Below are 22797 nucleotides of genomic sequence, written 5' to 3'. Positions count from 1 at the left end.
AGAGCAGACCTAGAGAGGAAAGAGAATGTTCGGCCGCAGACACGCCAAGGGTGACGCACAGGCCATGCTCGACGCGATCAGCCGCTCGCAGGCCGTGATCGAGTTCAACATGGACGGCACGATCATCACGGCAAACAAGAACTTCCTCGATACGCTCGGATACCGGCTGGATGAGATCCAGGGCAAGCATCACAGCATGTTCGTGGCGCCGGCCGAGCGGGACAGCGCGGCCTATCGCGAATTCTGGGCGGCTCTCAACCGCGGCGAATTCCAGGCCGCAGAATTCAAGCGGATCACCAAAGGCGGCGGCGAGGTCTGGATCGAGGCGTCCTACAATCCGGTTCTCGACGGCAACCGCCGACCGGTGAAGGTGGTGAAGTTCGCGACCGACGTTACCGCGAAAAAGCTGCGCAGCATGGCGGACGGCTCCAAGATCGCTGCCATCGATCGCGCCCAGGCCGTGATCGAGTTCAAGCTGGACGGAACGGTCGTGACGGCGAACCAGAACTTTTGCGACGTTCTGGGTTATCGGCTCGACGAGATCCAGGGCCGGCATCACAGCATGTTCGTCGAGCCGTCACAGCGCGACAGCGCGGCGTATCGCGAGTTCTGGACGGCCCTCAATCGCGGCGAATATCAAGGCGGCGAATACAAGCGCATCGGCAAGGGAGGCAAGGAGGTCTGGATTCTCGCCACCTACAATCCCATGCTCGATACCGCCGGCAAGCCGTTCGGCGTGGTCAAGTTCGCGACCGACGTCACCGCGCAGAAGCTCAGGAACGCGGATCTGGCCGGCCAGATCGATGCCATCGGCAAGTCGCAGGCTGTGATCGAGTTCAACATGGACGGCACGATCATCACCGCGAATGACAATTTCCTGCATGTGCTCGGCTACACCCTGGCCGAGGTCAAAGGCAAACATCATAGCATGTTCGTCGAGCCTTCGGAGCGCGATGGTGCCGCATATCGCGAGTTTTGGGCCGACCTGAACCGGGGGCAGTATCAGGCGGCGGAATACAAACGCATCGGCAAGGGCGGCAAGGAGGTCTACATCCAGGCCTCGTACAATCCGATCCTCGATCTCAACGGCAAGCCGTTCAAGGTCGTGAAGTATGCGACCGACGTCACCAGGCAGGTGCTGGTGCGCATAGGCAACGAGCGCGTCCGTGCGATGATGGAATCCGTCGCAGCAGGCTCCGAGGAGTTGAACGCGTCTGTGCGGGAGATTTCCGAAGCCATGACCAAGTCCCGCGAGACGGCGATGGGCGCCGTCGGTCAGGTAGCATCCGCCGACGGCCAGGCGCAGCGGCTGTCCGAAGCCACGCAGGCGATGAGCGGCATCGTCGAGATGATCAACAACATCACCGGGCAGATCAACCTGCTCGCGCTCAACGCCACCATCGAATCCGCCCGCGCCGGCGAAGCCGGGCGTGGCTTTGCGGTCGTCGCCGCCGAGGTCAAGAACCTCGCCAACCAGGCCAAGCAGGCCACCGACAAGATCGCCCAGGAAATCGAGAACCTCAACGGCATCTCGGGCGACGTCGTGACGGCGCTCAACTCGATCAAGCAGGCGATCAACAGCGTCAGCGAATACGTCACCTCGACGGCGGCGGCGGTGGAAGAGCAGAGCACGGTGACGAACGAGATGTCGTCCAGCATGGCCCGCGCCGCAGCCGAAGCTCAGGCCTTGGCCGCCCGGACCGCGGCTTAGCTGCGCGCGACCAGGGCGGCGGAGCCCGGCGGGCCGCCGCCCCATAAGCGATCGAATGGGGGCGTTCACAAGAAGGCGCTGACGAGAAGACCGTGGCCGACATCATTCATTTTCCTGCTCCCGATTCCTCGCGATTCGTCGAACAGCACGCCGTGGCGGCTTGTCGGGCACTCCTGCGTCCCCAGACCGAACGCCTCCAGCAAGAGTTGCAGCAGTGGCGCAACGCCTTGGATGAGTTGGATCAGCACATCGGCGCGGACCCGTCATTCGCCGCGCTACTGTCTGAGAGCGCAAAGGTGCGCGAGCTCATCTCCGCTGCCGAAAGCGCGCTGGACGCAATCTTCTGAGACCAGGCGGTGATCGCCGCGGCACGGCTGACGGTTGCGCGGCGACGCGCACCGCCAGGATTGCCGCCAACAAGCCAGCGGGACGACAGCAGTCCCAGTCGCCGCCGCAAGGTCACGGCCGATGCAAGATCACGTCGAATCCTTCCTCCGGGGTCGGCGCCACGAAGTATGAAGTGAACAGGTCGAACTCCTCGTCGGTCACGGTGAAGGCGTGGCGGCCTTCTGCGTTGCGCGCGCGCAGCCGTGCCTTGCAGACCTCGTCGGGGACGTCGAGGTGATGCAACTGGTGCGGCACGCCGGCGGCTTCGAACAGACCGCGCATCCAGGCGCGGCTCGCCGGCGTGTTGGCGGGGAAGTCGAGCACGACCGAAACGCCGGCTCGCAACAACGCGACGACGTGCGGCCCCATCACGCTGCGCAGCCGTGACGAATTGCGCACGTAGTCCGCCAGGCTGCTCTGCTCGCCGGGATAGAGCCGCGACAGCCAGTCGTCCTCGGCGACCACGACGGTGGCCGGGCGATGGCCGAGCTCCGCGGTGAGCGTCGATTTGCCGGCAGCGATCTTGCCGCACACGAGGTGCAGCGTCGGTTGGTTGGGAGACACGGATACAGACCTCGCATACGGCGCATCTTCGGGCGCCAAGAGCATTCACAGGCAATTCTCGCAGGCGGAAGCGCCCGGCCCGACGGATCAGGCCGGGTCGGTAATTCGGCTGCTGACGGCAGCGCCTGCGATGCGAATGCGGAAGGTCATGAGGATATATTTGACAGATGTCGCTGACGGCGTCCAGGCCCGGCCGTCATCCGTCGCGAGACCGCGCCGCGATTGAGTTCGACTCGCAAGAATGGCCCGCGCGCATTTCAGTCGCACCGGCCGCTCGCGAATGAGTTGAAGTCACTTCACTGTGGCCGAATTGATCCACTGCGACGGGAGTCGAGCCGGCCGCGTGTCGTCCATTGCCAACCGGATGTCCGCTCCTGTAGGTAGTTGCGAGGGACGGGGGCGTCAGTCGGTGGCTCGTCAAGGGCGTCAACTACAAGGCATCGCATCAGGACGACGTGAGGCGCGCATGCGCTCGGCGCGGCGGCGCGCAGCGCTGTCGCGGCTCGGCGGCGCTCTCGTCTGGTTCGCGGCATGGGCCCTGATCTTCCAGTCCGCGCTGGCGCTCTCCGCGATGAGCGCTGCGGTTGCGGCTCCCGATGCCGTCGCCATCATCTGTCAGAGCTCCGTCGACGGTCCGACGTCGGACGACATCGGCACTGCGGCCAAGCAATGCGCGAGTTGTCCGTTCTGTGCGCTCGGGCGCGGCGTCACTGTCCCGCACGTCCCCGCCGTGGCGCGGCCGATGCCGGTGGTCGTGGCGATCCTGATCGAGCGGACAGACCTCGTTGCGGCGCCTCGGCCTACGCTCGAACTGCCGGTCGCTCGCGGACCACCGGCGGCCCTCTAGGCCGATACTCCAGACATCTCATCCCGTCACGATGCGGCCGGTCTCGTCCGCGCGCGCTGTGGGCTGCCGTCCGGCGGTCGCCGCAGCCGTGCCCGCAGCCGCCTCGTCGCGACATGTTCACGAGGCCACGGCGCGCTCGCAGCCGGGCGCCTCTCCCATTCCTATTCCGAGATCCATCATGGACCATTGTTCGACACCCGTCCGGCGGCGGTTGCTCCGCTCAACCACTGTGCTCACATCGCCGGCGCTGCTGGCATTCGCCCTTTCGAGTCCCGTGCTCGCGCAGGACCCATCGCAGGCTCGCTCCGCCGCCACGCTGCCGCAGGTGACGGTCGCTGTCCCGAAGCCCCGCCCGGCCGCGCGAACGGCAGTCCGCCGCAGGGGCGCACATGCGGCGACCAATCCGGCCAGCGCGCCACCGCCGCAGGCGGCCTCATCCGACGGCGTCGACGCGCCTCCCGGCGCCACTTCGGTTGCGCCGGGTGACATCCTGGCGAAGCGCGCCATCACGAACGACACCGCTGCGCTGTTTGCCGATGTGCCCGGCGTCAGCCTCTATTCGGCCGGCGGGGCCTCGAGCCTGCCGGCGATCCATGGCCTCGCCGACGACCGCCTGCGCGTCAAGGTCGACGGCATGGACACCATCGCCTCATGTCCCAATCACATGAATCCGGCGCTGTCCTACATCGATCCGGCCCAGGTCGCCGCGGCCAAGGTCTGGGCGGGCATCACGCCCGTGAGCGTCGGCGGCGATTCGATCGGCGGCACCGTCGCCGTCAGCTCGCCGGCGGCTCTGTTCGCGGCGCCGGGGCAGAGCCTGCTGACCAAAGGCAGCATCGGCACCTTCTACCGCAGCAACGGCAACGTGCGCGGCGTCAACCTGTCGGCCACCATGGCCACCGAGAACTACAGCGTCAGCTACAGCGGCGCTGCGGTCAAGGCCGACAACTATACGGCCGGCGGCAACTTCAAGAACTTCACCCTGAGGAGGTCCATCACGCCGGTGCTTCCCCTCGATCAGGTCGGCTCGTCCGCCTACGAGACCAGGAATCATCTGATGGGCATCGCCTGGAGCAAGGACGGCCAGCTCATCGAGCTGAAGGCGGGAGTGCAGGAGGTGCCCTATCAGCTCTACCCGAACCAGCGCATGGACATGCTGGGCAACGATGCCTACAGCTTCAACCTGCACCATCTCGGCCGGTTCGACTGGGGCGATCTGGACACCCGCCTCTATCACCAGTCCGTCGATCACTACATGAACTTCGGCGGTGATCGGCTGTTCTCGTATGGCACGCTCAGCCCGCCGAACACGACGGGTGCGCGCTATCCGGTCAACGGCATGCCGATGTATACGCGCACCAAGACCAACGGCCTGACCTCCAAGGCCGACATCACGCTGTCGCCCCGCGACGTGGTCCGCGTCGGCGTCGACCTGCAGACCTACCGTCTCGACGACTGGTGGCCGCCGGCCCCCGATTGCGGCGTCGGCAACTGCATCGGCGGCATGGCGCCGCTGACGTTCTGGAACATCAACGGCGGCAAGCGCGACCGGGCCGGCGTGTTCAGCGAGTGGGAGGCGAAGTGGAGCCCGTCCTGGCTGTCGCTGCTGGGCGTGCGGTTCGAACGCGTCGAGACCGACACCGGACCGGTCGTCGGCTACAACACCAGCACCACGCCGCTGACATCGGGATTCATGTCCGGCATGTACGAGACGAGCTCGGTCGGCTCCCGCGCGGCGTTCAACGCCATGGATCGCTCGCGAAAGGACAACAATGTCGATCTGACGGCGCTGTTCCGGAACACGCCGAGCGCCCATCTCACCTTCGAGTTCGGCGCGATGCAGAAGACCCGGTCGCCGAATCTCTACGAGCGCTATTCCTGGTCGCGCAACACCATGGCGCTGGAGATGAACAACTTCGTCGGCGACGGCAACGGCTATCTCGGAAACCCCAATCTGAGACCCGAGGTCGCCCATACCGTGAGCTTCACCGGCGCCTGGCACAGCGCCGACCATGAGGCCGAGATCCGGCTCACGCCCTACTACACCCATGTACGCGACTACATCGATGCGGTGCAGTGGAAGGCCACCACCAACACCGCCGCCGTGCCTGCCGTCGCCAACCAGTTCGTGATCATGAAATACATGAACCAGCAGGCGCGGCTGTACGGGTTCGATCTGTCCGGCAAGGTGCCGCTGGGCACGACGTCGATCGGCGATTTCGGCCTGAAAGGAGTGTTGAGCTATACCAATGGCCGGAATCTCGACACCGGAAGCGGTCTCTACAACATCATGCCGATCAACGGCAGGCTGACGCTCACGCACCGGCTCGACGGCTGGGACAGCGGCCTCGAGCTGGTGATGGTGGGCCGCAAGTCCGACGTCTCCGTCGCGCGCAACGAGCTCAAGACCCCGGGCTACAGCCTGGTGAACCTGCGCAGCAACTACACCTGGCAGAGGCTGCGCATCAGCTTCGGCGTCGAGAACCTGTTCAACAAGCTCTACTACCTGCCGCTCGGCGGCGCCTATATCGGCGAGGGCGCATCGATGTCGTTCAACAAGGAGGCCGGCACCGTCGCGGCCACCGGCGGCGGCGTATCGGGCACCGCGACGATGTGGGGCACCGCCGTTCCCGGCCCCGGACGTTCGTTCTATCTGGGTGCGAACCTGGAATTCTGACGCCGGCATTCGCATCTCGCCCTGTCCCGCCAGCGGGACAGGGCGAGAGCGGGCGCCAGACGACACGGCGTCGCGACGAGCGGCACGAGCGAGACGTAACGTCGCGCATCACGCCGTCTGCGATTCTCGGCCAAAATCGCCGCTCTCACGAACTTGGAAAAGCTCTAAGAGCGATTCCAGCCGCCGCTCCGTTGACACATCGGGGCGGTTGCCGTCTCCACTGCTCCCACGATGCATCGTATTTGAATTTGCTCATTGGAGGGATTGATGAGACTGACCATCGCAGCCGTGATCGGTGCCGCACTCGCCGGCTTTGCCATCTCGCCGGCCATGGCCGACGGCTACAAGGACTGCACCAAGCTCGACAAGGCCCAGTGGAAGCCGGCCGCCGAGGCGGAAGCCAAGGCCAAGGAAGCGGGCTACGAGGTGCGCCGCTCGAAGGTCGAAGGCTCCTGCTACGAGGTCTACGGCGTTAAGGGCGGCAAGCTGTATGAGCTGTTCTACAGCCCGGAGGATCTCAGCCTGAAGCACACGATCGCCAAGTAGTTGGCGCAAGCGTCGCCCAGCGGGCTGGACGACGTGACGTGAGAGCCATGCACGGCACAGCCCCTCGAGCCAGCCTGAAACGCCAGGACGCCGCCGAGACCGTGCAGGTCTGGGACCTGCCGCTGCGGCTGTGGCACTGGATGCTGGTCGTGCTGGTGCTCATCGCCTGGGTGACGCCGAACGTCCATGACGGCCTGCACCGGATCGCGGGCTACGCGATCCTCGGCTTGCTCGCCTTTCGCCTGATCTGGGGCATCATCGGTACCCGCCATTCGCGCTTCCGCAGTCTCAAGCTCCGGCTGCGCGCGACGCCGGCCTACCTGTGGAATCTGCGGCGCGGCAAGACCGGGCGCTATCTCGGGCTGAATCCCGCGGGCACGGCGATGCAGCTCGCACTGCTGCTTCTGCTCATAGTCTCCGCGATGACCGGCGCGATGCAGGTGACCGTGCGCTTCTTCGGCATCTGGTGGGTCGAGGACACCCACGAGGTGACGTCATATCTCCTGATCCCGCTGGTGGTGCTGCATGTCGCCGGCGTCGTGCTGGTGAGCCGCCTGCAGCGCGAGAATCTCGCCCGCGCCATGCTGACGGGGCGCAAGCTGCTGCGGCGCGGCTCGCGCTGACCGGGCGGCTCAGCCGCGCACGGCGTAGCGCGTCTGCGCCAGATGGTCGGCCCCCACGGCGAGATCGCGCTGCGCATCGGCCAGCGCCTTGCGTTCGCGCTTTTCCTCGGGCAGCGACCAGATCGAGTCCTCGGGCGCGTAGTCCCGGATCAACCTCGTGCCGCCGACGATGATCTCGATGGTGCTCATGTAGCCAGCTCCACGAACGAGTTCCAAGAGAGTACGCGGCGCGGCTGTCGTTGGCAACCGAGCGTCGGCCGAAGGCCCTGCGGTCTCCGCCACCTGTCATCGCTGAACGATCGTTCGCAGCGAGTCGCGCCACACACGGAACTCACGATCGTTGCACGCAGGCCACAGTTCTCGCAAAAGCTGCACGGGTGCGGAGGTGTGTTATTGCGCCGGGCCGTCTTGCGCCGAACAATCGCAGGTCTCGGATGCCTGACCGCCCCTCACCAGCAGGGGCTCGGATTTTGGGGAGGCCGGATGATGAGCTCGCAGCAGTTTCTGACGCGTGCGTTGTGTCGGTCCGTTGTCCTGGTAGCTTGTGCGGCGGCTTGGCCCGCGTCCGCCGCCGAGATCGAGGCAGCGACGCCGCCCGTCGCCGCGGAGCCGATCGCGACGTCGCCGCAGCCGACCGCAGCCGAGACTGCGCTGACGACCGCGTCGATCACTCCATCGGCTGTTCTGCCGGCGGACGAACAGGCCGCGCCCGGCGCGGCGACCGAACCGCCCCGGCCCACCGTCGCCAGCGCCGACCGCATCGAGATCCTCGACGAGTGCCCCGACATCGATGCCTGCATCGACCGCTATCTGTGGGCGCTGTACGAGCGCGCGCCGAAGCTCGACAAGATCCGCGAGACCGAGCGCCGCGTCGTCACGGTCAAGCGCAAGGGGCGCATGGTGAAGGTGACGCGCAGCTTCACCAAGCTCGTCGACAACGACTTCACCTGGAAGGATCCGAAGGCGGCCGAGCGCGTCGGCCGCAGCATGATGGAGTATGTGATCGGCGGCATGGACCGCGGCTTCAAGCTGAAGCTGTTTCACACCTTGCATGCCGCCGAGGCCGCAGGGCTCGCGCCCGGCATCACCAGCGGCTTCCGCGACGACTACCGGCAGGAGATCGCGAGCGGCCTGAAGGCCGCCAGCAACCGCTCCTATCACGGCGGCAGCCTGCGCGGCGGCTACGGCCACGGACTCGCGGCCGACATCGTCAGCGTCAACGGCGCGACGCGCGCACAGCGCTGGGTGGCGACCGAGGCGCTGTGGAAATGGGTCGATGCCAACGGCAAGACGTTCGGCATCGGCCGGCCCTATCTCGATCACGACCCGCCGCATGTCGGCCCGGTCGACGGCGAGGAATATGCCAAGCATCGCGCGCCGGCCGTGAAGGTGGCAGCGGCGGAGACGAAGAAGCACAAGCGGATCGCGGCACGGCCTGAGCATCATGCGGCGAAGCGTACGAAGGCGATCCGCGCGTCGGCGCTGGCCTCGCGGCGAACGAGCTGATTGTCACGTTCACCGCAGGTCGCGGCGTTCCGCTGATTTCATAGAGTGCGCCGCGGTCTCCGTCATTGCGAGGAGCAAAGCGACGAAGCAATCCAGAATCCCATCCACGACTCTGGATTGCTTCGCGGAGCTTGTCATCGGGCCGCGCACCCGCGGGGACCCGGCGGCTCGCAATGACGATCGGAGGCAGGTGCAGATTCAACTCACAACTACGCCGAAGCAAGCAAAAGGCCGGGGCAATGCCCCGGCCTTCGCCATGTCAGCCGCGCGGTGCGCCGGATATCAGTAGCGGTAGTGGTCCGACTTGAACGGGCCTTCCGGCTTGACGCCGATGTAGGAGGCCTGGTCGGGGCGCAGCTTGGTGAGATTCACGCCGATCTTGGCGAGATGCAGCATCGCCACCTTCTCGTCCAGCGACTTCGGCAGCACGTAGACTTCCTTCTTGTACTTGCCGTCCTTGTTGTTGGCGTAGAGCTCGATCTGGGCCAAGGTCTGGTTGGTGAAGGACGCCGACATCACGAAGGACGGGTGGCCCATCGCATTGCCGAGGTTCACGAGGCGGCCTTCGGACAGCAGGATCATGCGCTTGCCGTCAGGGAAGGTGATCTCGTCGACCTGCGGCTTGATGTTGGTCCACTTCAGGTTCTTCAGCGAGGCGACCTGGATCTCGTTGTCGAAGTGGCCGATGTTGCAGACGATGGCGCGATCCTTCATCGCGCGCATGTGCTCGATGGTGATGATGTCCTTGTTGCCCGTGGCGGTCACGAAGATGTCGGCGCGCGGCGCGGCGTCCTCCATCGTGACGACCTCATAGCCCTCCATCGCCGCCTGCAGCGCGCAGATCGGGTCGATCTCGGACACCATGACGCGGCAGCCGGCCTGGCGCAGCGAGGCGGCCGAGCCCTTGCCGACGTCGCCGAAGCCGGCGACCATCGCGACCTTGCCCGACATCATCACGTCGGTACCGCGGCGGATGCCGTCGACCAGCGACTCGCGGCAGCCATAGAGGTTGTCGAACTTCGACTTGGTGACGCTGTCGTTGACGTTGATCGCGGGCCACAGCAGCGTGCCGGCCTTCTGCATGTCGTACAGGCGGTGCACGCCCGTGGTGGTCTCTTCCGAGACGCCCTTGATCGACTTGGCGATCTCGGCGAAGTAGCCCTTCGGCTTTTCCTTGAGCTGCTTCTTCAGCAGCGCGAAGAACACCTCCTCTTCCTCGGATGCCGGCTTGTCGAGGAACGCCGTGTCGCCGTTCTCGGCGCGCAGGCCGAGATGGACGTACATAGTGGCGTCGCCGCCGTCATCAAGGATCATGTTGGGATGGCCGCCGCCGTGCCAATCGAACAGCTTGGCGGTGTAGTCCCAATAGTCGACCAGCGTCTCGCCCTTGACGGCGAACACCGGAATGCCGGCGGCGGCGATCGCGGCGGCGGCGTGGTCCTGGGTCGAATAGATGTTGCAGGAGACCCAGCGGATGTCGGCGCCGAGCGCCTTCAGCGTCTCGATCAGCACCGCGGTCTGGATGGTCATGTGCAGCGAGCCTGCGATGCGCGCGCCCTTCAGCGGCTGCTTCGGGCCATACTCCTCGCGCGTCGCCATCAGGCCGGGCATCTCGGTCTCAGCGAGCGAGATCTCCTTGCGTCCGAACTCGGCGAGCGAAATGTCCTTGACGATGTAGTCGTTGAAACCTGGCTTGGCGGTCATGTGGGGTTCCTGTCTGTAAAAGGCGTCATTCCGGGCGCGCGTCAGCGCGAACCCGGAATCCATCACTTCGAGATTCCGGGTTCAGCGCTGTCGCGCGGCCCCGGAATGACGGCACTAAGAGCTACACCGCACGCTTGAGCGCCTCGACGAGGTCAGTCTTCTCCCAGGAGAAGCCGCCCTCATTGTCCGGCGTACGGCCGAAATGGCCGTAGGACGAGGTGCGCGCATAGATCGGGCGATTGAGGTCGAGGTGGGTGCGAATGCCGCGCGGCGTCAGGTCCATCGCCTGAGCGGCCGCCTTCTCGAGCACCTCCTCCGGCACCTTGCCGGTGCCGTGGGTGTCGATATAGATCGACAGCGGCCGCGCCACGCCGATCGCATAGGCGAGCTGCAGGGTGCAGCGGTCGGCGAGACCAGCGGCGACGATGTTCTTTGCGACGTAGCGCGCGGCATAGGCGGCGGAGCGGTCGACCTTGGTCGGATCCTTACCGGAGAACGCGCCGCCGCCATGCGGGGCAGCACCGCCATAGGTATCGACGATGATCTTGCGGCCGGTCAGACCAGCGTCGCCATCGGGACCGCCGATGTAGAACTTGCCGGTCGGGTTGATGTGCCAGATCGTCTTCGGCGTGATCCAGCCTTCCGGCAGCGCCTTGCGCACATAGGGCTCGACGCGCTCGCGGACCTGCGCCGAAGTCATGTCCTCGACCAGATGCTGGTGCGACACCACGATCTCGCGCACGCCGACCGGCTTGCCGTTCTCATACTGCACGGTGACCTGGCTCTTGGAATCCGGACCGAGCACCTTCTCGACACCGGCGTGGCGGGCTTCCGAGATCAGCCGCAGGATCTTGTGGGCATAGAAGATCGGCGCCGGCATCAAATCCGGCGTTTCATTGGTCGCGTAACCGAACATGATGCCCTGGTCGCCGGCGCCCTCTTCCTTGACTTCGCCGGGCTGCAGCGCGTCGACGCCCTGGGCGATGTCGGCCGACTGCGGATGCAGCAGGATCTCGATGTCGCAGGTCTTCCAGTGAAAACCTTCCTGCTCGTAGCCGATGTCCTTGATGGCCTCGCGGACGACGTGCTCGATGTGCTCGTTGGTGACCGAAGCCGGGCCGCGGGTCTCACCGGCGATCACGACCTTGTTGGTGGTGGCGAGCGTCTCGCAGGCGGCGCGGATCTGCCAGGGGTCGATGCCGGCCTTCGGCCCTTCACGGTAGAACAGGTCGACGATCTCGTCGGAAATACGGTCGCAGACCTTGTCCGGGTGGCCTTCGGACACCGACTCCGAGGTGAACAGATATGACGCGCGCATCAAGCAACCCCTTCTTCGCCGCCCACGGCGGTCGTTTGTATTGATCCCTAAGGAATGTCAGTCGCGACGCCGCGAGATGACGTAGGATTCATCGTAGAACCACAGCCCGTTGTGCTTTCGCAGAACCTCTCTGGCGGCGTCGAGCGCGCGGGACGAGTGGGCCACCTCGGTCAGGCGGTCTTCCTCGATCTGCGCGACATACACCGCCGCGTTCCAGGCTGCAAAGGCCGTCGAGGTTCCGATCGCACCGGTGACCTCGTTGGGCAGAGCCTCCATCTCATACCTGAAAATCGAGCGATTGTCCGCATAGGCGTTAAAATTTAAGTCCCGCCCACTGGAGCCGAGCTCGTATTTCACGGCGCGCAATAGCTCATGGCGGCTGACCGAGAAAGGATTTTCTCCCGGCCAGACCGCCTGGATGATGTCCAGGCCCGGATCCTGGCCGTGGGAGTGGATTCCGATCAGCCGGCCGCCCGGCTTCAGCGCCCGCGCCAGCGGTGCGATGATGCGCTTGGCGCGGAAATTGACCGAGGACCGGGCCCGGTAGGGCTGCGAGGCGATGATCAGGTCGAAATTGGCCTCGACCCGACCGGCCCGCGGGATGATGCCGTCGAGCAGGAAGCGGTGATCCTCGCGATACAGCACCAAGGCGATCGGCCGCTCATAGACCGGCATGCCGGTGCGCGGGGAGACGTTGGCGCGCCAGTTCTGCTCCAGAAACGGCTTCAGCGCCGTGATCTGGGCCTCGAAATCCCCGGACGAATCGCCCTGCAGCACGACCTCGTGCCAGATCATCGAGGCGGCTACCGAAGGCGACGCCGGCGTCAGCCAGGGCGCCTCGGCATAGTTCATGTTGGTGAACACGAACACGCTGGCCGGATGCTCGAACAGCCGGTCCGGGACCTTCTCCAGTGTCAGCCTGACATCCTCGAGGCTCAGCTCCTTGCCGGCCACATAGAACGGAATGTGTGGAAAACGGCCGTGCATGGTGCGCAGGACCTTCGACAGCACGGTGCCGTCGCCGACGCCGGCGTCGAACAGCCGCAGCGCCGGCGGCCGCGGATGGATGCTGGCGAGTTCGAGACCGACGCGCTCGGCCACCACCCGCTTCTCGCTGCAGGTGTGCACGAAAAGCAGGTATTTCTGACGGTTCTCGAAGAAGCGGAAATTGCTCTTGGGATCGCGCTTTTCGGGCACGACGTCGAGCCGCGGCGGCGGCAGCGTGCCAGTCGAGGCCGCGATATAGGCCTGGATGCGATCCAGCGTGTCGATGGTGATGCGCTTGCCCTCGCGCAGCCGCTGCACGAGCTTGCCGTCGTTCACGGCGCGCCGGCCGAACGTCGATTCCGCCATGTCCGACTGGCGGCAGAACTCCGTGATCTGGGCGAGCAGCTGGTCGTTCTTCATTCGGCTCGACGGGTGGGAAACAGGAGTGGGCAACGCGCCCTTGGCCCAACCTCCTAGCACCATCTGCCCACCATTGGAAAGAGCCTGAACCCGGAACCTTCCGGACGCAACAAACCGGATGGGTTCCCGCCTCTCGTCCCCCACGGTCCGTGCCGATGCGCCGCTCCCTCCTGCTGCTGATACCGCTGCTGGCTGCCCTCTGGGCGTCTCCCGGCCTCGCCCAGTCGAAGTCCCAGCTTGGCCCCCTCTGTACCACCGAGACGACGCCGGCCGACCAGATGATCGCCGCCTGCACCAAGATCATCGCGCTGAAGGTGTTCTCCGGCAGCCAGCTCGCCACGATCTATTTCTGGCGCGCGGTCGGCTGGAACAAGAAGGGCGACTACACCCACGTCATCGCCGATGCCACCGAGGCGCTGCGGCTGCAGCCGGCGCAGGCGATCTACAATCTGCGCGGCTCGGCCTATTACGACAAGGGCGAGTACGAGATCGCGATCGCCGACTTCAACGACGCCATCAAGAGCGGCGCGCCGAGCGGCACGCTCTTCCACAACCGCGGCAACGCCTATCGCGGCACCGGCGACTACGCCAGGGCGATTGCCGACTATGACCAGGCGATCAGGCTGACGCCGAAATCCGCGCTGTCCTGGCAGAATCGCGGCATCTCCAAGGAAGCGACCGGCGACCTCGACGGCGCGCTCGGCGACATCAACGAGGCGATCCGGCTCGATCCGGCGCTGGCCTCGCCGCTGATCAACCGCAGCGTGATCTGGCGCGCCAAGGGCCATCTCGACCGCGCCGTTGCCGACGCCTCCGAGGCGGTCCGGCTGGCGCAGAATCCGCCGGCCAACGTGATGACACCGCCGGGCAGCGTCGTCATCTCAGCCCACGTGCATCGCGCGCTGGCCTATGAGGCCAAGGGCGAGTTCGATGCGGCCAAGGCGGATTACGCCGCGGCGCTGAAGCCCACCGCATCCGATGCCGGCAGCAAGGCCAGCCAGGCCACCGCCAGGGTGCGGCTGTCGCTGCTGTCGGAGCCGGCGGCGCGCCCCCAGCAGCGGCCGGAATCCCCGGCCCCCTCCTCGGCCGCAGCGGTGCCGACCGGGCAGCGCATGGCGCTGGTCATCGGCAACGGCGCCTACACGCACGTGCAGCCGCTGCCCAATCCGCCGCGCGACGCGCGAGCCATCGCCAGGAGCCTGCGCGACATCGGCTTCACGGTGACGGAGGGCCTCGATCTCGACCGCGCGGCGATGCAGGCGAAGACGCGCGACTTCCTGCGCGAGGCGGCGCGGGCGCAGGTCGCCGTGGTGTTCTATGCCGGCCACGGCGTGCAGATCGACGGCCGCAACTATCTCGTCCCCACCGACATTGCGCCGTCTGCAGGCAGCGACGTGGTCACGGCGATGGTCGACATGGACCAGATCCTGGCCGGGCTCGACGACCAGGTCCGCACCAACATCCTGATCCTCGATGCCTGCCGCAACAATCCGTTCGCCCCGCCGGAGACGGCAGGCGCCGGCCCCGGCCGGGGTCTCAGCGCCAGCGGGCTCGCCGCACCAACGTCGCTCGGTACCGGCGCGACGTCCGGGGCCGGCACGCTGATCGCGTTCGCGACGGCGCCGGGCAAGGTCGCGCTCGACGGCGACGGCGACAACAGCCCGTTCTCGGCGGCGCTGACCCGCCACATCGGCACGCCCGGTCTCGAGGTACAGCAGATGCTGACGCGCGTTCGCGCCGAGGTCGTGGCCGGCACCAAGAACAAGCAGGTGCCGTGGTCGAACTCCTCGCTGCTCGGTGAGGTCTATCTGGCGGCGAGATAGATCTGCGGCTGGGCAGGCGCTGCTCCAGCCCGACCGTCACGGCCCTCGGGGAGTCAGGTGCAGCATGCCCGAATCCTGATATGCTGCCGCACAATGGAGACGAAGCGTATCGCCGTCGGCCCGCCCAATCGCCGACACGATCCGCCGGCAACAAGCTCGTCTCGAAGGATCAGGGAGGCTCGCATGATCGGTCGTTTCGTTGTTGGACTTGGTCTGTCAGTCGTGCTGGCCGCAGGCCCGGCGCTCGCCGACGATGTCACCGGCGTCTGGCTGCGCGAAAGCGGCGCCTCCAAGGTCAAATTCGCGCCCTGCGGCGGCGCCGTCTGCGGCACGCTGGTCTGGATCAAGGAAGGCACCGACACTCCCGCCAAGGTCGGACAGCGGCTGTTCTCCGGGATGAAGCCGACCGGCCCCAATGCCTGGGCCGGCAGCTACAGCAATCCCGATGACGGCAAGACCTATGATGCCAAGATGACGCTCACCGGCGGCACCCTGACGACCGCCGGTTGCGCCTTTGGCGGCGTCATCTGCCGTTCCTCGACCTGGACGCGGGCGAATTAGAGCTCCGTTTGCGAATTCAGACTACGGTCGGGTCGCATCAAGGCATCGATCGTCCATATGGCAGCAAAGACGCAGGCGCGGCTGGGATTCGTGCTGTTTGCGGTGATTGCCGCAGCAGCCGCGACGTTCGTGCTGGCGCGCCGCTCCGCGACGCCGTCGGGCAGCGACCACCGCACGGTTCGCCAGCTCATCGTCCACTACAACCTGATGGCGCGCTCCGATGACCCGATCGTCGTGCTCGGCGACAGCATCGTCGAGGCGGCGACGCTGCCGGCCAGCGCCTGCGGACATCCGATCGTCAACGCCGGTCTCGCCGGCGCCGGGACGCGCAGCGACCTGGCCGGCTGGCTCAAGCCCGCACTCGGCCCGAAACGGCCGTTCGCGATCATCGTCTCCCTCGGCGTGAACGATGCGCTGACCGCCAAGTCCGACTCCGGCGAGGCCTTCGCCGGGCGCTACGAGGCCCTGCTGCGCGAGCTATCAAACCTCACCACGCGCATCTTCGTCACCGAGTTTCCCTCCGTCGAGGCGCGCGGGCCATTCACGCCGGCCATGGAGAAGGCCGCCATGGCGAACATCACCGGCTATCGCGCCATGCTGCCGGACCTCGCGAGGCGCACCGGCGCGACCTTCCTGCCCCTGCCGCCGATGGAATCGCCGTTCACGCTCGAAGGCATCCACCTGAATGCCATGGGCTATCGGTCCTGGGACCAGGCGATCCTGCAGGGAACCGAGCTCGCCTGCCGCTGATCCCGCAGGCTGCGAAAACAATCCTTCACTTCGCGCCGGCTAGGATGGGGGCGCACATCCCGTCGAGACGGTTAACGATCACCGCATGGCCCCGCTTCACACATCGACATCGCCTGGGACTCACAAGCTGCTCGGACTGGAGCTGCTGCGTTTCCTCGCCACGATCTCGGTGCTGCTGTGGCACTACCCGCACTTCGCCTACATCGCCGATGCCCCTGTCGATCTCGTCCGCAGCGAGCTGCCGTTCTACAATGTCCTGTTTCCGTTCTATGAGCTCGGCGAATACGGCGTGGTGATCTTCTGGTGCATCTCGGGCTTCATCTTCTTCTGGAAGTACAGCGCGATCATCCCGGATGGCACGGTCGATGGCTGGACCTTCTTCGTCAACCGGGTGTCGCGGCTCTATCCGCTGCATCTCGCAACGCTGCTGCTGGTCGCGGGGCTGCAGGCCCTCTATGCCGCGCAGCACGGCGTCTTCTTCGTCTACCAGAGCAACGATCTCGCTCATTTCGTCACCCAGCTTTTCATGGCGAGCGACTGGCTGCCGCCGACCGGGGTCAGCTTCAACGGCCCGATCTGGTCGGTCTCGATCGAGGTTCTGGTCTATGCGGCCTTCTTCCTGGCGCTGCGTTTCGTCACCACATCACCGCTGTTGAACCTGGCGATGATCCTGGCCGGCATCGCGAGCGGGACACTGGTCGGCAAGTGTTTCGTGTTCTTCTATGCCGGCGGACTGGCCGCCATGGTGCGGCAGAGCGTCGCCGATGCCCCGTACCGCGCGCGGCTGGAAGCGTTCGCCGCGTGCGCCGTCGTTACAATTCCGCCGGCCCTCTGGCTCTCCGGCGTTGAGCTTGCCGAGCGCTCCGCAGCGCTCCTGCTCGTTTATACACCCATCCTCTTGTTCGTCTGCGCGACGCCCATCACGCTGCCGCGGCGCACCGAAGTCCTGCTGCAGGCCGCCGGCAACATGACTTATTCGTGCTACCTGTTGCACTTCCCGATCCAGCTCACGATCGCGCTGGCTTTCGGCGCGCTTGGACGAGCGATCCCCTACGGCAGCCCCTCGTTCTGGGTCGGCTTCATGGGGCTGACCCTGACCGCGGCGTATCTCACCTATTCCGGGTTCGAGGCCCCGGCACAGCGGCTGATCCGCCGCGCGCTGCTGCGCAAAAAAGAAGCGGAGCGGATTGCTCCGGCCCCGCTTCCGCATCACTGATCAGCACGCCCCATGTCGAGGCGTGCAGTGTTCACGGCGCGCTTACTTCCCCCAGATCTCCTCGGCAAGCTCGACGCAGAGGCGCAGCTTGGCCCACTGCTCTTCCTCGGAGAGGATGTTGCCTTCCTCGGTCGAGGCGAAGCCGCATTGCGGCGACAGCGCGAGCTGGTCGAGCGGGGCGAACTTCGAGGCCTCTTCCAGGCGGCGCTTGATGTCGTCCTTCTTCTCGAGCTCGCCGACCTTCGAGGTCACGAGACCGACGACGACGACCTTGTTGCCCTTGGGCAGGAAGCGCAGCGGCTCGAAGCCGCCAGCGCGCTCGCTGTCATACTCCAGGAAATAGCCGTCGTAATTGGTATTGGCGAGCATGGTCTCGGCGACCGGCTCGTAGCCGCCCGAGGAAATCCAGGTCGAACGGAAATTGCCGCGGCAGACATGCGTGGTGATCGTCATGTCGGCGGGCCGCTCGGCGATCGCGTAGTTGATGATGCGCGAATAGATCTGCTGCAGACCGTCGGGATTGTCGCCGCGCTCGCGCGCCTTCTTGAGCTCGTCCTGCGAGCACAGATAAGCCCAGACCGTATCGTCGAACTGCAGGTAGCGGCAGCCGGCGTCGTAGAAGGCCTTCACGGCCTTGCGATAGGTCTTGCCGAGATCCTCGTAGAAGGCGTCGAGATCGGGATAGACGTCCTTGGAGATCGACTTGCGGCCGCCACGGAAGTGCAGCACCGCCGGTGACGGGATCGTCATCTTCGCCGTGACATGCGCGGTGTCGGCGTGCTTCTTGAGGAAGCGGAAGTGGTCGAGCATCGGATGACTATCCGGGAAGTCGAGCTTGCCGATCACGCGCACCGCGTCATGACGGGTCTGCACGCCGGTGAACTGGATGCCGGTGTCCGGGTGAAACAGCTCGCATCCGGTCAGCTTGGCGAGAAAGTCGAAGTGCCACCAGGAGCGACGGAACTCTCCGTCGGTGGCGAGCTTGAGACCGGTCGAGGCCTGGCGATGCACGACCTTCTCAATCTCCATGTCCTCGATCTTTCGGAGATCGTCGGCCGAGATCTCGCCCTTCTCGAGCTTGGCGCGGGCTTCCTTGATCTTCTGCGGCCGCAAGAGGCTGCCGACTTCGTCGGCGCGGAATGGGGGCTTGGTGCGTTGCATGTGCTCACTCCTTGGAAGGCGTCGATTCGTTGGATAGGGTTGTTGGACCGGCTGCGATCTGTCCTGGCTGGTTACCTGGGCAAAGCGTGATGGACTGGGTCCATCCCCTACCCCGTATCCGGTCGGTATACAATTCTATCGAGGAGAGATCGTGGAGGGGCATGGCGCAATCCATGGCCCGTGCAATGGGCTGACCTACCCTGACCTCGTTCAATGGGGCATCCTGAGGTGAACCCATCAAATCCGCCTCCAGGTGAAGTGCCATCGCGACAACGGCGCTGGCCAGCCTTCCTGCTGTAACGACCGGATCCTGCATACCGGTGTCCACGGCGGCCGCACCATACCGCCGGATCTTCCGGCATGGCCTTCACGCTGACTGCGCGAGCCACACCGTCCCTGCAACCAAGGATGACGCTTCGCCCCGTAGCGTTCAAGCCCGACGATCAGGTCAATGCGCGGCCGCGCTCGCGACGCCGAGGTGCCGCTCCAATGGCGCCGGATCGGCCTTCAAGGCGCTCGACGGCGCGTCATGCACGATGGTGCCACGCTCCAGGATGACGACGCGGTCAGCCAGCGCGAGCAGCTTCTGCGCGTGCTGCTCGACGATCACGGAGCACAGGCCGCCGGCGCGGCTGATGGTGCCGATCGCGGCCAGCAGCTCCTCGACGATGATCGGCGCGAGGCCCTCGGTCGGCTCGTCGAGCAGCAGCACCTTGGGATTCAGGGTGAGCGCGCGGCCGATCGCCAGCATCTGCTGCTCGCCGCCGGAGAGCTGATTGCCGAAATTGTTGCGTCGCTCCTTGAGCCGCGGAAACATCTGGTAGACGCGCTCGATCGACCAGGGTCCCGGCTGCGCCACCGCCGTCATGTTCTCCTCCACCGTGAGCGAGCGGAAGATGTTGCGCTCCTGCGGCACCCAGCCGATGCCGGCGCGGGCGCGCTGGTCGGCGCGAAGAGCCGTGATGTCGGTGCCGGCGAGCGCAAGCTTGCCGGAGAAGCGGCGGGTGACGCCGACGATGGAGTTGATCAACGTGGTCTTGCCAGTGCCGTTGCGGCCGAGCAGCGCCAGCACCTGGCCCTCGGGCAGCTTGAGCGACATGTTCGGCAGCACGACCGCCTGGCCGTAGCCGGCGCGAAGATTTTCAATCGCGAGCAGATCGGTCATCACGCAGCCTCGCCGAGGTAGACCGCCTTGACCTGCGGATCACGCGCAACCTCGTCGGGCGTGCCTTCAACCAGCAGAGCGCCGGAGACCAGGACCGAGATGCGGTCGGCAAAGGAGAAGACGAGGTCCATGTCGTGCTCGATCAGCAGCACCGTGACGTCGCGCGGCAGCGCGGCGACGGCGGCGAGGATGTCCTTGCGCTCGCCCTCGGGCACGCCGGCGGCGGGCTCGTCGAGCAGCAGCACGCGCGGGCGCGCGGCGATCGCGACCGCGATCTCCAGCAGGCGCTGCTTGCCATAGGGCAAGGTCGAGGTGCGGTCGTTCATCACGTCGAGCAGCCGGAAGCGCTCGAGCGTCTCGGCGATCTCGGCATTGATGTCGTCGCGCGTGCCCATGCGCCGCCACCAATTGCCGCCGCCGCCGAGCCGCTCGGAGACCGCAAGCCCGATGGTCTCCAACGGCGTCAGGTCGGGATACAGCTGGTTGATCTGGAAGGTGCGCGACAGGCCGCGCAGCACGCGCTTGTGCACCGGCAGATCGGTGATGTCCTGGCCTTCGAGCAGGATGCGGCCGGCGCTCGGCTCCAGCACGCCGGTGAGCTGATTGATGACCGTGGTCTTGCCGGCGCCGTTCGGACCGATCAGCGCGTGGCGCGCGCCGGGCGCGATCTGCAGCGACAGATCGCGGGTGACGTGAAGGCCGCCGAAATGCTTGTCGAGGCCGCGGGTTTCCAATGCGTAGGTCATGGCGCCTCGTTATCGGTGAGGGCCACCGCGGCCTTGCGGCCGGCGATCTGGCGCAGGACGAGGTTGGGCAACCACAGCGCATAGGCGTGGATGCGGTGGCGGCCGACCAGCACGATGACGACCAGCACCAGGCCGATCCAGAACATCCAGTACTGCGGCGTGATCCACTGGAACAGTTCCTGCAACATCCGGAACACGGCGGCGCCGATCAGCCCGCCATAGAGATAGCCGGAGCCGCCGATGACCAGCATCAGCACCAGATCAGCAGAGCGCTCGAACGCGAACACGTCGAGCGAGGCGAGCGCCGTGGTCTGGGTGAACAGTGCCCCCGCAATGCCGGCATAGAACGCCGCGACGGTGTAGATCGCGATCAGGCGCTTGTTGACGGGAATGCCGACGGCGGCGGCGCGCAAAGGATTGTTCTTGATCGCGCGCAGCGACAGGCCGAACGGCGAGTGGACGATGGTCCGCGCCAACAGGAACAGCACGAACAGCACCGCAAGCGAATAGAAGAAGCCGGTCCTGCCGAACATGTCGAAGGCGAACACGCCGAAGATCGGCTGGATGTCGATGCCCTGGAGACCGTCGGTACCGCCGGTGATGTTGGAGAAGCGCTCCGCCAGCGCCTCCATCAACAGCGCGATGCCGAGCGTCACCATCAGCCGCGTCAGGTCGACGCCGCGGATGACCAGGAAGCTGGTGGCGAAGCCAAGCACGGTGGCGGCGAGGCCGGCCACGATCAGCGCCAGCACCGGCTCGTTGATGATGCCGTGCACCGAGAGCAGGCCCGCGCAATAGGCTCCGACGCCGAAGAAGGCGGCGTGGCCGAGCGAGACGATGCCGGCATAGCCGAGGATCAGGTCGAGCGAGAGCGCGAACAGCGCCAGCCGCAGGATCTCGGTCATGATCAGGTAGCGCGAGGGAAACGCCAGTCCGACCGCCAGCACGACGATCCAGAAGGCGAACTCGCTCCAGTGCCAGCGGCCATGCTGCCTGGCGTGAAATCCGACCTCGGCTTGTGCGTTCGTGGTCATGCGATCCTCACCGCGTCGCCGTGCGACCGAACAGGCCGTTCGGACGCCAGATCAGGATCACGATCATGATGGTGTAGATGACGAAGGGGCCGAGCTTCGGCACGTAGTATTTGCCGGCGACGTCGCCGATGCCGAGCAGCAGCGAGGCCAGGAACGGCCCGGTGATCGAGGACGAGCCGCCCACGGTGACCACGATCAGGAAGTAGATCATGAACTTCAGCGGGAAGTACGGATCGAGGCCGAGGATCTCGGCGCTGAGCGCGCCGCCCAGGCCAGCGAGCCCGCAGCCGAACGCGAAGGTGAAGGCGAACACCTGCGGCACGTTGATGCCGAGGCCGCTCGCCGCGCGGGGATCATCGACGGCGGCGCGCAGTCGGCTGCCGAACCGGGTCTTGGAGAGCACCAGCTGCAGCCCCACCGTGAGCAGCCCGCAGATCACGATGATCATCAGCCGATAGCGGCCGATGCCGACGCCGAAGACGTCGAACTGGCCCTGCAGCACGTCGGGCAGATTGATGAAGATTCGCGAGGAGCCCATGATGTAGTCGACCGCGGCCACCGTCATGAAGACGAGCCCGATCGAGAACAGCACCTGGTCGAGATGGCTGCGCGCATAGAGATGCTGATAGAGCGTCCGCTCCAGCAGCGCGCCGATCATGGCGCTCGCGACGAAGGCCAGCGGCAGCGCCGCGAAGAACGGCCATCCCATCCGGTTGACGAGCACGGCGCAGACATAGCCGCCGGCCATGGCGAAGGCGCCATGGGCGAGGTTGACGAAGTTCATCAGGCCGAGCGTCACGGCGAGCCCGCAGGCCAGCACGAACAGCAGCATGCCGTAGGCGACGCCGTCGAACAGGTTGGTGAGGATGGCGGTCATGGAGTCTAGTTTCAGTCCCCGGTCATCCCTTCATCCGAAGGGCATGCATACAACGCTTGCTCGGTCTGCGCCTCTCCCGCTTGCGGGGGAGGTCGGATCGCATCGGAACGATGTGATCCGGGTGGGGGAAATCTCTCCACATGACGCGTGTGCCGTGGGGTGCCCCCTCCCCAG

Annotated in this window: 21 protein-coding genes; 11 read left to right on the top strand and 10 right to left on the bottom strand. The window is 65.8% G+C overall.

What is annotated here, in order from left to right:
* Window positions 1-25 precede the first annotated feature (25 nt).
* Both QX073_RS09460 and QX073_RS09455 read left to right on the top strand, forming a co-directional pair.
* Window positions 26-1711 carry a PAS domain-containing methyl-accepting chemotaxis protein gene (locus tag QX073_RS09460; protein ID WP_316225655.1) on the top strand — a complete coding sequence of 562 codons (1686 nt, stop codon included), beginning with the start codon at window positions 26-28 and terminating at the stop codon, window positions 1709-1711.
* A 92-nt stretch (window positions 1712-1803) separates the two neighbouring features.
* The gene (locus QX073_RS09455; RefSeq protein WP_315712878.1) at window positions 1804-2058 is read left to right on the top strand and encodes a hypothetical protein; all 255 of its coding nucleotides are present in this window, start codon (window positions 1804-1806) and stop codon (window positions 2056-2058) included.
* Window positions 2059-2170: 112 nt separating this feature from the next.
* Here QX073_RS09455 and QX073_RS09450 read toward each other — a convergent pair whose 3' ends face one another.
* On the bottom strand, window positions 2171-2662 hold the full coding sequence (locus tag QX073_RS09450) for an ATP-binding protein (protein WP_315753608.1): 492 nt from the start codon (window positions 2660-2662) through the stop codon (window positions 2171-2173).
* 466 nt (window positions 2663-3128) lie between these two features.
* On the opposite strand from QX073_RS09450, the gene QX073_RS09445 reads away from it, so the two are divergent.
* The 4 genes from QX073_RS09445 (at window position 3129) to QX073_RS09430 (ending at window position 7355) form a co-directional block, all read left to right on the top strand.
* The gene (locus QX073_RS09445; RefSeq protein ID WP_315768748.1) at window positions 3129-3509 is read left to right on the top strand and encodes a hypothetical protein; all 381 of its coding nucleotides are present in this window, start codon (window positions 3129-3131) and stop codon (window positions 3507-3509) included.
* 274 nt (window positions 3510-3783) lie between these two features.
* Window positions 3784-6186 carry a TonB-dependent receptor gene (locus QX073_RS09440; protein ID WP_316225654.1) on the top strand — a complete coding sequence of 801 codons (2403 nt, stop codon included), beginning with the start codon at window positions 3784-3786 and terminating at the stop codon, window positions 6184-6186.
* 267 nt (window positions 6187-6453) lie between these two features.
* Window positions 6454-6732 carry a PepSY domain-containing protein gene (locus QX073_RS09435; protein ID WP_316173051.1) on the top strand — a complete coding sequence of 93 codons (279 nt, stop codon included), beginning with the start codon at window positions 6454-6456 and terminating at the stop codon, window positions 6730-6732.
* A gap of 47 nt (window positions 6733-6779) precedes the next feature.
* Window positions 6780-7355, top strand: coding sequence for a cytochrome b/b6 domain-containing protein (locus QX073_RS09430; protein WP_316225653.1), 576 nt, complete (start codon window positions 6780-6782; stop codon window positions 7353-7355).
* A gap of 9 nt (window positions 7356-7364) precedes the next feature.
* On the opposite strand, the gene QX073_RS09425 is transcribed toward QX073_RS09430, so the two are convergent.
* Window positions 7365-7544 (bottom strand): hypothetical protein, encoded by a 180-nt coding sequence (locus QX073_RS09425; RefSeq protein ID WP_316225652.1) that lies wholly within the window; start codon window positions 7542-7544, stop codon window positions 7365-7367.
* A 294-nt stretch (window positions 7545-7838) separates the two neighbouring features.
* Between QX073_RS09425 and QX073_RS09420 the strand changes: the two genes are divergently transcribed.
* Window positions 7839-8861: a hypothetical protein gene (locus QX073_RS09420; protein WP_316225651.1), complete on the top strand. Its 1023-nt coding sequence runs from the start codon at window positions 7839-7841 to the stop codon at window positions 8859-8861.
* A gap of 282 nt (window positions 8862-9143) precedes the next feature.
* Here QX073_RS09420 and ahcY read toward each other — a convergent pair whose 3' ends face one another.
* The 3 genes from ahcY to QX073_RS09405 all read right to left on the bottom strand — a co-directional run bounded on the left by ahcY (window position 9144) and on the right by QX073_RS09405 (window position 13290).
* Complete coding sequence (gene ahcY, locus QX073_RS09415) at window positions 9144-10565, bottom strand: adenosylhomocysteinase (RefSeq protein WP_315712889.1); 1422 nt, start codon at window positions 10563-10565, stop codon at window positions 9144-9146.
* A 121-nt stretch (window positions 10566-10686) separates the two neighbouring features.
* Window positions 10687-11883 (bottom strand): methionine adenosyltransferase, encoded by a 1197-nt coding sequence (gene metK / locus QX073_RS09410; RefSeq protein WP_315712890.1) that lies wholly within the window; start codon window positions 11881-11883, stop codon window positions 10687-10689.
* 57 nt (window positions 11884-11940) lie between these two features.
* Window positions 11941-13290 (bottom strand): hypothetical protein, encoded by a 1350-nt coding sequence (locus QX073_RS09405; RefSeq protein ID WP_315712892.1) that lies wholly within the window; start codon window positions 13288-13290, stop codon window positions 11941-11943.
* 155 nt (window positions 13291-13445) lie between these two features.
* Between QX073_RS09405 and QX073_RS09400 the strand changes: the two genes are divergently transcribed.
* The 4 genes from QX073_RS09400 (at window position 13446) to QX073_RS09385 (ending at window position 17640) form a co-directional block, all read left to right on the top strand.
* Window positions 13446-15113, top strand: a complete 1668-nt coding sequence (locus QX073_RS09400) for a caspase family protein (protein ID WP_316191401.1) — start codon at window positions 13446-13448, stop codon at window positions 15111-15113.
* Between the two features lie 183 nt (window positions 15114-15296).
* Complete coding sequence (locus QX073_RS09395) at window positions 15297-15674, top strand: DUF2147 domain-containing protein (RefSeq protein WP_315712895.1); 378 nt, start codon at window positions 15297-15299, stop codon at window positions 15672-15674.
* Between the two features lie 57 nt (window positions 15675-15731).
* Window positions 15732-16424 (top strand): SGNH/GDSL hydrolase family protein, encoded by a 693-nt coding sequence (locus QX073_RS09390; protein ID WP_316191402.1) that lies wholly within the window; start codon window positions 15732-15734, stop codon window positions 16422-16424.
* Between the two features lie 85 nt (window positions 16425-16509).
* Complete coding sequence (locus tag QX073_RS09385) at window positions 16510-17640, top strand: acyltransferase (RefSeq protein WP_316187624.1); 1131 nt, start codon at window positions 16510-16512, stop codon at window positions 17638-17640.
* A gap of 42 nt (window positions 17641-17682) precedes the next feature.
* Here the strand turns inward: QX073_RS09385 and QX073_RS09380 are convergent, their stop codons facing one another.
* The 5 genes from QX073_RS09380 to QX073_RS09360 form a co-directional block, all read right to left on the bottom strand.
* A complete protein-coding gene (locus QX073_RS09380; protein ID WP_315712900.1) occupies window positions 17683-18801 on the bottom strand; it encodes a cobalamin-independent methionine synthase II family protein in 1119 nt (372 codons plus the stop codon).
* A gap of 448 nt (window positions 18802-19249) precedes the next feature.
* Complete coding sequence (locus QX073_RS09375; RefSeq protein ID WP_315825106.1) at window positions 19250-19966, bottom strand: ABC transporter ATP-binding protein; 717 nt, start codon at window positions 19964-19966, stop codon at window positions 19250-19252.
* On the bottom strand, window positions 19966-20712 hold the full coding sequence (locus tag QX073_RS09370) for an ABC transporter ATP-binding protein (protein ID WP_315712902.1): 747 nt from the start codon (window positions 20710-20712) through the stop codon (window positions 19966-19968). Before QX073_RS09370 ends, QX073_RS09375 begins: the two co-directional genes overlap by 1 nt.
* Window positions 20709-21746 (bottom strand): branched-chain amino acid ABC transporter permease, encoded by a 1038-nt coding sequence (locus QX073_RS09365; RefSeq protein WP_315712904.1) that lies wholly within the window; start codon window positions 21744-21746, stop codon window positions 20709-20711. The genes QX073_RS09370 and QX073_RS09365 overlap by 4 nt, the downstream gene beginning before the upstream one ends.
* Before the next feature lie 7 nt (window positions 21747-21753).
* Window positions 21754-22623 carry a branched-chain amino acid ABC transporter permease gene (locus QX073_RS09360; RefSeq protein ID WP_315712905.1) on the bottom strand — a complete coding sequence of 290 codons (870 nt, stop codon included), beginning with the start codon at window positions 22621-22623 and terminating at the stop codon, window positions 21754-21756.
* Window positions 22624-22797: the final 174 nt, after the last annotated feature.

The organism is Bradyrhizobium sp. SZCCHNS3052 (assembly GCF_032484495.1).
In the GTDB taxonomy this organism is placed as follows: domain Bacteria; phylum Pseudomonadota; class Alphaproteobacteria; order Rhizobiales; family Xanthobacteraceae; genus Bradyrhizobium.
This window is presented reverse-complemented; position numbering and strand designations above follow the sequence as displayed.